Source organism: Pseudomonas saliphila, from assembly GCF_008638345.1.
GTDB classification, from domain to species: domain Bacteria; phylum Pseudomonadota; class Gammaproteobacteria; order Pseudomonadales; family Pseudomonadaceae; genus Halopseudomonas; species Halopseudomonas saliphila.
This window is the reverse complement of the sequence record NZ_VTVA01000008.1, coordinates 186,074-192,212: the sequence shown is the minus strand read 5'-3', so window position 1 is coordinate 192,212 and position 6,139 is coordinate 186,074. Positions and strand designations below refer to the sequence as shown.

Sequence of the window (6,139 nt, the reverse complement as noted above, 5' to 3'; positions counted from 1 at the left end):
CCCCCTTTGACCAAGGGGGGAATCAGGCCGCATTGTCTGAATGTTGATGAGTCAATCCTGGCGGTGTGTGCCTGAGCCTGACAACCGCTGACGAGGCCGACATCGCCGCGTGCATTTATTCAAGCAAACTGCAGCGGAGATTCCTGGCAACAAGCGCTAACCCAATAACCATCGCGCAGCTGCTAGTCTCAATCGTCACATGCTCAATCAGGAGAAACGAATGAAGGCGATACAGTTGAAAGCCCCCGGTGGTCTTGACCAGTTACAGCTGGTTGAACTGGATGATCCGGGTCAACCGGGTCGGGGTGAGATTCGTGTGCGGGTCCACGCCAGTTCGTTGAACTTCCACGATTATCTGGTGGTGGCAGGCAAGATTCCCAACGATGACAAGCGCATCCCTATGGCTGACGCGGCAGGTGTAGTCGAGGCTGTTGGCGAAGAAGTGGAAGAATTCAAAGCCGGGGATAACGTGATCTCATGCTTCTTTCCCTGGTGGCAGGAAGGTGGGCCGGTCGAAGGATTTTCCAAGGGCGTGCCCGGTGATGGAATGGATGGCTACGCGCGAGAAGTGGCAGTCACGCCGGCCAACTGGTTTACGCACGCGCCGGCTGGTTACAGCCACAGCGAAGCCGCAACGCTGCCTACGGCAGGGCTGACCGCTTGGCGAGCGCTGGTGGTGGATGGCGGCATCAAGGCTGGCGATACGGTGCTGGTCATGGGTACCGGTGGCGTTTCAATCTGCGCGTTGCAGATGGCCAGAGCCATGGGTGCGCAGGTCATTGCGACGTCATCCTCCGAGGAGAAAATGCAACGGCTCAAGACCATGGGCGCCGCGCATGTGCTCAATTACAAGACCGAGAAGAACTGGGGCGAGCAGGTCAGAAAGCTGACCGGCGGACGCGGTGCGGACATCATCGTCGAGATTGGTGGCCCAGGTACGCTGCCGCAGTCCATCAAGGCCGTGCGGGTGGGTGGACACATCGCGCTAATCGGCGTGCTCACCGGTATGGCTGGTGACGTGCCTACCGCCGAACTGATGTACCGCCAGGCCCGTATCCAGGGCATTACTGTCGGCAGTCGTCGTCATCAGCTGGACATGATCCGCGCGCTCGACACCATCGATATGCGGCCGGTAATTGATCGTAGCTTTGCACTCGGCGACATCGCGGACGCGTTTCGCCATCAGGAAAGCGGCAAGCATTTCGGCAAGATCTGTCTCGAGTTCTGAGCTGCGCAGACCAGCTTACCGTCGAAAGCTGGTCCGCAAGGGCGGCGGAGTGAGACTCAGAGCGGCCAGACAATCAGCAGCAGCGGCACGCTGATCAACACCACCAGAATCTCGAGGGGCAGTCCCATCCGCCAGTAATCGCCGAATCGAAAGCCTCCGGGACCCAGAATCAACGTGTTGTTCTGGTGTCCTATCGGCGTCACAAAGGCGCAGGAGGCGCCGATCGCCACGGCCATCAACAGGCTGTCGGGGTTCACTTCCAGCTGCTGGGCGATACTCAGCGAGATCGGACACATCACGGCCGCGGTGGCGGCATTGTTCATGAAACCGGATAAGGTCATGGTAATGACCAGTATCAGCGTTAACGCCGCGACCGAGTTGCCCTGCGCCATATACTCGAGCATGGTCTTGGCCAGCAGATCAGCCGCGCCGGTCTCCGCCATGGCGCCTGCCAGCGGAAACAGGGCGCCGAGCAATACGATGATGGGCCAGTCAACGGCATCATAAATGCGCTTCAACGGAACCACTTTGGTCAGCATGTAGCCGAGCACGCCAGCGGCAAAGGCCACCTCGGCGGGCAGAATGCCGAAGGCTGCCAGGAGCACGGAGCACACCATCAGGCCAATAGCGGTGTACGCCTTGCGCGTATCAGGAATAAGGATTTCCCGCTGCGCCAGGGGAATGCAGTGGTGTTCGGTGGCGAAGGTGCGTACCGATTCAGGAACACCTTGCATCAGCAGTACGTCGCCGGCCTCCAGCATGGTCGAGCGTAGGCGACGGATCGACCGGTGACCCTTCCGCGAAATGGCCAGCAGGTTGATGCTGTACCGGCTGCGAATCTGCATGTCGGACGCGCTATGCCCGATCAAGGGTGAGCCGGGCTGGACCACCAGCTCCCGGAGCACGATTTCATCGGCATGGTGGCGTGGCTTGCTTTCCTCCTCATTCTCCTCCGGTTGGCTCGTCTCTGCGGCTGGATCGTCAGCGTTGGCCTTGCTGTGCGCAAGCACATCCGGCTCGGGCGAGGGTTTGGATTCGGCGGCTTGCGTCGCGTGCTCGTCGGACTCTTCTTCCTGTTTGTCCTTGGCCGTGGGCCCGGCTTCCTCGAGTTTGAGCCCGAGACGGGTCAGTGTAGCGCCCAGGTTCTCCGGTTCTGCTTCAATGACCAGAATGTCCCCGGCCCTCAGCATGCGCCCAGGGTAGGGCGCGGTGACGCGGTAATCGTCGCGTACCAGGCCGACGATCTGCGCGTCGAACTCATCCAGCCGGGCTTCAATATCGCGAATGGTGCGCCCGACTGCCTTGGCCTCAGCATTTATCTTCACTTCAGTGAGATAGGTGCCGGTATCGAAGCCTTGTTCGCTGGCTTGAGTGCGGGTCGGCACTAACCAGCGTGCCGCCAGCACCGAGAAAATCACGCCGCAGACGGCCACAGTGACGCCAACCGGGGCGAAATCGAACATGGCGAAGCTACTGTCGCCAGTCGACTCACGAAAGCCCGCCACAATCAGATTGGGAGGTGTGCCGATCAGGGTTGTCATGCCGCCCAGGATGGTCCCGAAGGCCAGCGGCATGAGGATTTTGCCCGGTGGAATGTTCTGCCGAGCGGCCATCTGGATGGCGATCGGCATGGTCAGCGCCATCGCGCCTACGTTATTCATGAAAGCCGAAAGCAGGGCGGCGAGCAGCACCAGCGCCGCTTGACTGACCAGTGGATTGCCCTGCTTGGGCAGAATGCGCTGCGCCATGGCCTCGACCGCACCGGTGGTCTGCAGGCCATAACTGAGTACCAGCACCGCCGCGACGGTGATCACCGCAGGATTGCCAAAGCCACTGAATGCTGCAGCGCTGGGGGTTAGCCCGCTTATAACGCAGGCCAATAACGCCGCGAGGGCGATCACGTCGTGCCGCCAGCGTCCCCAGATGAACAGGCAAATGGTTATTCCAAGGATCGCGAAAATCAGCGCCTGATCTAGGGTCACTTATGTTTCTCAGCTTTGGTTGAGGATCTCAGAACAGCCGTACCTTGAAGCGTCGGCCCTTGATTTTGCCGTCTTCCAGGCGCTCCAGTGCAGTTTTCGCCAGATCCCAGCGGATCGCTACCAGCGCCTGGTAGTCGCTGATGCTGATCTTGCCAATCGCATCGGAAGGTAACCCGGCTTCGCCGGTGAGTGCGCCCAGCAGATCGCCCGGGCGTAGCTTGTCTTTTCTGCCGCCCGCAACGGCAACGGTGCGCATGGGCGGCAACAATGGACGGTCCAGACGCTCGGGAAGCTTGTCCAACGAATGCCAGGCCAACGGTTGGCCCAGGTTGTTTTCAATGGAGCGAGCACGTCCCTGCTCGGAGGGGGCTACCAGGCTCAGGGCCAGCCCTGACTGGCCGGCACGGCCACTACGGCCGATGCGGTGCGTATGCACTGCCGGGTCCGGCGACAATTCGACATTGATGACGGCGGCCACGCCTTCGATATCAATCCCGCGGGCGGCGACGTCAGTGGCGACCAGAACGCTGCAGCTCTGATTGGCGAACAAGGCAAGTACCTGGTCGCGTTCGCGCTGTTCCATGTCGCCATGCAATGCCTGTGCGCTGACGCCATTGGAGGACAGTATCTGCTGCAATTCCTGGCATTGCTGGCGGGTGTGGCAGAAGGCAATACAGGGCTGGGGACGATCCTGCGCCAGCAAACGAAGCACCGCGTGCAACCGTTCTTGCGGTTGAACTTCATAGAAGCGCTGAGCGATCGGATTCGCCGGGTTGGCATCTTCGATGGCAACAGTTTCTGGGTCGCGCATGAAGCGGCCGGCCAGAGCTTCGATTCCGGGCGGATACGTTGCCGAGAACAGAAGTGTTTGCCGGCGCTGAGGCGTCTTGCTGATGATCTCGCTGATCGGCTCGAGAAAGCCCATGTCGAGCATGCGATCGGCTTCGTCGAGCACCAGGCAGTTGAGATCGTTCAGGGTCAGCGTACCGCGGTCCAGATGATCCTTGATGCGCCCCGGCGTGCCCACGATGACGTGCGCACCCTGTTCCAGAGAAGCAGCTTGCGGGCCAAAGGGTGTACCGCCACACAGGGTGATGATCTTGATGTTGGGCAAGCCACGCGCCAGCGTGCGCAGAGCGGTTGCGGTCTGACCTGCAAGCTCGCGGGTCGGACATAAAACCAAGGCCTGACAGCCAAAAAACGCTGGATTGAGAGGCGTTAACAAGCCGATTCCGAATGCTGCCGTCTTGCCGCTACCAGTCCGCGACCGGGCGATAAGATCCCTGCCGGATAATATGATCGGCAGAGCCTGTTGTTGGACCGGGGTCATGTGCTCGTAGCCGAGATGCTCCAGCGTAGCGAGCAGGGCAGGGGGAAGCGGCAGCGTGGAAAAGGAACTGGAGTTCACGGAACAATGACCTGCTAAAAGGGCTGGTCAGTGTAGCAGACCCCGCAAGAGCAATCCGATTGGGGTTTAGGAACCTTTGANGACCCCGCAAGAGCAATCCGATTGGGGTTTAGGAACCTTTGAATAACTACTGCGCTCGGCCATGCTGCGTTGAAATCCTCCTCAAAATGCTCATTTACTACACGTAAACTCCGCTTTTTCGTCGGTTTTCGCCTTGCTTGACCTTCGCTCGCTGCGTTCTTCAAAGGCTCCTTAGCGCCGAATCCGGGATTTTCGAAAGCCGCCGTGCGTAAGGAAGGAGCCGGTGTCGCCAATCAGCCAGAATCGGGTGGCCCGATAAAACGCCTGTACTGCTGAAACGTGATACCCGCGGGCTTTTTGATAGGCCCATTTCCAGCCGTGGTGTGAACTTTCCATAGTGTAATCGTGCTCTTTCAAGGTTGACTGTCGTTCCATTGACAGTATTGGCTATCGAAAGTTTCTATCAGTAGTGATATTGACGCAATAGCTAATGGCCTGCATTCCCAGAAAGTGTATTGCACGTCTCGATTTCAGGATTACGGTGGACGGATGACCTGTTGCGTCCAGCTTCCTTGGATCGATAAAGCGCCTTGTCGGCGCGCTCAATCAGCTGGGTATGGGTTTTAAGATCGGGCTCAATGCAGGCGACCCCGAGGCTTACCGTGAAGGCCAGCGCGGCGCCTTCGTGGACGACTTGCAGGCGTTCGATGCCCTGGCGCAGCCGCTCCGCGAACTGAGCAGCGCCGTCCAGGCTGGTATCGGGTAACAGGACCACGAACTCTTCCCCACCATAGCGACCGGCGAAATCGGTCTCGCGGGCCAGCTGATGGGTGATCCGCGCAACTTCGCGGATCACTTCATCACCAAGCTGATGGCCATAGGTGTCGTTCACCGCCTTGAAATGGTCGATATCAAACATCACCAGACTGACTGGCGACTTGTAGCGCAAATGTCGGGCGAATTCATGCTCCAGGCATTGCTCCCAATGCCGACGATTGAGCAGACCGGTCAAGCCGTCGCGCAACGCCAATTCCTGCAGCTGGTTATTGGCGGACTCGAGTTGACGTTTGTTGACCGCGACATTGGTCACGTCATAAATGATCAAACAGACATGATCGACTTCGCTGGTGGGGCTACGCAATGGCAGAATGGTCACGTTCTGGTACATCTCATCGGCCAGGCCGGTGATCGGTTGGTAGCTCTTGAATCGGAACAGATTGGGGCGCTGTTCCCAAATAGTGAATGCCCTCGTACCCAGCATCACGGCGGTTTCGACTTTGCGGGTGAACCAGTCGCGTTCGATCTCCGAAAACAGATCGAACAAGGATTGATGTAATACCGTCTCAGCACCCATCCCGGAGTGATTTTCCATGAAGCTGTTCCATACTTCGATTCGGTATTGGCGGTCCAGCACCACTACACCGACGTCGATGCTCTGGACAATGTCCAGCAGCCAGTGAAGTTCATTAATATCAAACTGAGCGGGCATGGGGAGATCCT

General features: G+C 58.8%; 4 protein-coding genes. 1 reads left to right on the top strand and 3 read right to left on the bottom strand.

All coding sequences use genetic code 11. The features are described 5' to 3' along the window. Positions 1 to 220: 220 nt before the first annotated feature. Positions 221 to 1,228 carry a zinc-dependent alcohol dehydrogenase family protein gene (locus FHK95_RS11215; RefSeq protein WP_150304705.1) on the top strand — a complete coding sequence of 336 codons (1,008 nt, stop codon included), beginning with the start codon at positions 221 to 223 and terminating at the stop codon, positions 1,226 to 1,228. A 56-nt stretch (positions 1,229 to 1,284) separates the two neighbouring features. Here FHK95_RS11215 and FHK95_RS11210 read toward each other — a convergent pair whose 3' ends face one another. The 3 genes from FHK95_RS11210 to FHK95_RS11200 form a co-directional block, all read right to left on the bottom strand. Then, the gene (locus FHK95_RS11210) at positions 1,285 to 3,210 is read right to left on the bottom strand and encodes an SLC13 family permease (RefSeq protein WP_150304704.1); all 1,926 of its coding nucleotides are present in this window, start codon (positions 3,208 to 3,210) and stop codon (positions 1,285 to 1,287) included. Positions 3,211 to 3,238: 28 nt separating this feature from the next. Further along, positions 3,239 to 4,618, bottom strand: a complete 1,380-nt coding sequence (gene dbpA / locus FHK95_RS11205) for an ATP-dependent RNA helicase DbpA (RefSeq protein WP_150304703.1) — start codon at positions 4,616 to 4,618, stop codon at positions 3,239 to 3,241. A gap of 508 nt (positions 4,619 to 5,126) precedes the next feature. Beyond that, positions 5,127 to 6,128, bottom strand: coding sequence for a sensor domain-containing diguanylate cyclase (locus FHK95_RS11200; RefSeq protein ID WP_150304702.1), 1,002 nt, complete (start codon positions 6,126 to 6,128; stop codon positions 5,127 to 5,129). Positions 6,129 to 6,139 lie beyond the last annotated feature (11 nt).